General features: G+C 73.7%; 1 protein-coding gene. It reads right to left on the bottom strand.

Going from position 1 to position 2,603, the window contains the following annotated elements; translation table 11 throughout:
* Positions 1–2,603: condensation domain-containing protein (locus ABT014_RS34370; protein ID WP_350643771.1), on the bottom strand; the 2,603-nt coding region annotated here is incomplete at both ends.

Here is a 2,603-nt window from a genome sequence, read left to right as displayed (position 1 = left end):
GCCAACAGATCCGCCACCGTCGCATCCGGCAGCACCCGACCCGTCGCCGCCCACTCCCCCAACACCGACGACCGCTCCCGCACCGTCAGCACGTCCAGGGCGCCGATCCGGCGGTCGGGGGCGGCGGCGACCTGCTCCAGCACCGCGAGCAGCCGCTCGACCAGCGCCTCGGCGGTGCCGCGGTCGTAGAGGTCGGCCGCGTACTCGAACGCGATGTCGATCTCCTCCGCGCCGGAGGTCTCCTCGAAGTTGAAGTCCAGCTCGAACTTGGCGGCGCCCAGCTCGAACGGCAGGATCCGGCTCTCCAGGCCGAGCAGCCGGCCGGCCTGGCCGTCGTTGTGCTGGTAGCCCAGCATCACCTGGAACAGCGGGTGGCGGCCCGGCACCCGGGCCGGGTTGACGGCCTCCACCAGCCGGTCGAACGGCAGGTCCTGGTGGGCGAAGGCGGCCAGGTCGGCGTCCCGGGTGCGGGTCAGCAGCTCCGCGAAGGTCGGGTCGCCGGACAGGTCGTTGCGCAGCACCAGGGTGTTGACGAAGAAGCCCACCAGCCCGTCCAGCGCGGCGTCCGAGCGGCCGGCCACCGGGGCGCCGAGGGGGATGTCGGTGCCGGCGCCGAGCCGGTGCAGCAGGGTGGCGACCGCGGCCTGGAGCACCATGAAGGTGGTGGTCCCGGTGGCGCGGGCGGCCTCCCGCAGGCCCCGGTAGACGACCGGCGGCACCTGCGCGTACACCGTGTCGCCGCGGTGGGCGGCGACCGGCAGGCGCGGGTGGTCGGTGGGGAGCGGCAGTTCCTCGGGCAGGCCGGCCAGGGTGCGCTTCCAGTACGCGACCTGACGGGCGTGCAGGCTCTGCTCGTCCTGCGGGTCGCCGAGCAGCTCCTGCTGCCAGAGCGTGTAGTCGGCGTACTGGACCGGCAGCGGCGCCCAGGCGGGGGCGCCGCCCGCGGCGTGCGCGGTGTAGGCGGCGGTGAGGTCGTCGATGAACGGGAGCATCGACCACTCGTCGCCGGCGATGTGGTGGAACAGCAGCACCACGGCGTGGTCCTGCGGCCCGACCTCCAGCAGGGTGACCCGCAGCGGCCGTTCGGCGGCGAGGTCGAAGCCGTACCGGACGGCCGCCTCGACGTCGGCGGCCAGCGTCGGCTCGCCGGAGCGGACCACGGTGAGCGCCTCGGCCGCGGTCGGGGCGGCCAGCACCCGCTGGTGCACGGCGCCGTCGTGCTCGGTGAAGACGGTGCGCAGGCTCTCGTGCCGCTCGGTGACGGCGCGGACGGCCTCCCGCAGGGCGTCGGTGTCCAGCTCGCCGGTGACCCGCACGACCAGCGGCACGTTGTAGGTGGCGCCGGAGCCGTCCAGGTTCTGCAGGAACCACATCCGGCGCTGGGCGTGCGACAGCGGCAGGTCGGCGGGGCGCTCGCGGCGGCCGAGCGCGGGGCGCGCCTCGCCGCCGGCGGCCGCCCGGTGGGCCAGGCCCGCCGGGGTGGGGGCCTCGAAGAGGTCCCGGACCGTCAGCTGGCTGCCGAGCACCGTACGGATCCGGCTGACCAGGCGGGTGGCGAGCAGCGAGTGGCCGCCGAGGTCGAAGAAGTGCTCCTCGGGGCCGACCTCGGCCAGGCCGAGCACCTCGGCGAACAGGCCGCAGAGGATCTCCTCGCGGGCGTCCCGGGGAGCCCGGCCGGTGCCGGAGCCGCTGGTGTCGGGGGCGGGCAGGGCCTTGCGGTCGAGCTTGCCGTTGACGGTCAGTGGCAGCGCGTCGAGGACGACGAACGCGGACGGGACCATGTACTCCGGCAGGCGCTGGGCGAGGTCGCTGCGGACCGCGGCGACGTCCACGCCCTGCTGGTCGGGGACCAGGTAGGCGGCGAGGCGCTTGACGCCGGGGGTGTCCTCGCGGACCACCACGGCGGCCTGCGCGATGCCCGGGTGCTCCGCCAGCGCGTCCTCGATCTCCCCCGGCTCGACCCGGTAACCCCGGATCTTCACCTGGTCGTCCGCCCGCCCCAGGAAGTCCAGCAGACCATCGGCCCGCCAGCGCACCACATCACCCGTCCGGTACATCCGGCCACCCGGCTCACCGAACGGATCCGCCACGAAACGCTCCGCCGTCAGCCCCGCACGGTTCAGATAACCCCGCGCCAGACCCACCCCGGCCACGTACAACTCACCCGGCACACCCACCGGCACCGGCCGCAGATACCCGTCCAACACATGCGCCCGGGTGTTCCAGATCGGCCGACCCACCGTCGCCGTCGCCGAATCCTCCGTTCCACCACCCAACGTGTTGATCGTGTACTCGGTCGGCCCGTACAGGTTGTAACCCAACACCCCGGGCGTCTCCCGCAGCCGCGACCACAACGTCTCCGCCACAGCCTCACCACCCAGCAGCACCAGCACCGGACGGTGCCGCCCCTCCTCCAGCAGGCCGCACTCCACCAGGGCCTGACCGTAGGACGGGGTCACGTTGACGACGTCGATCGCGTGCTCGGCGCAGTAGTCCGCCAGGCCCTGCGCGTCGCGGCGCAGCGACTCGTCCATCACATGGACCTCGTGGCCCTCGACCAGCCAGAGCAGCTCCTCCCACGACATGTCGAAGGAGAACGAGAC

The sequence above is a fragment of the Kitasatospora sp. NPDC094015 genome, from assembly GCF_040304075.1.
In the GTDB taxonomy this organism is placed as follows: Bacteria; Actinomycetota; Actinomycetes; order Streptomycetales; family Streptomycetaceae; genus Kitasatospora.
This window is presented reverse-complemented; position numbering and strand designations above follow the sequence as displayed.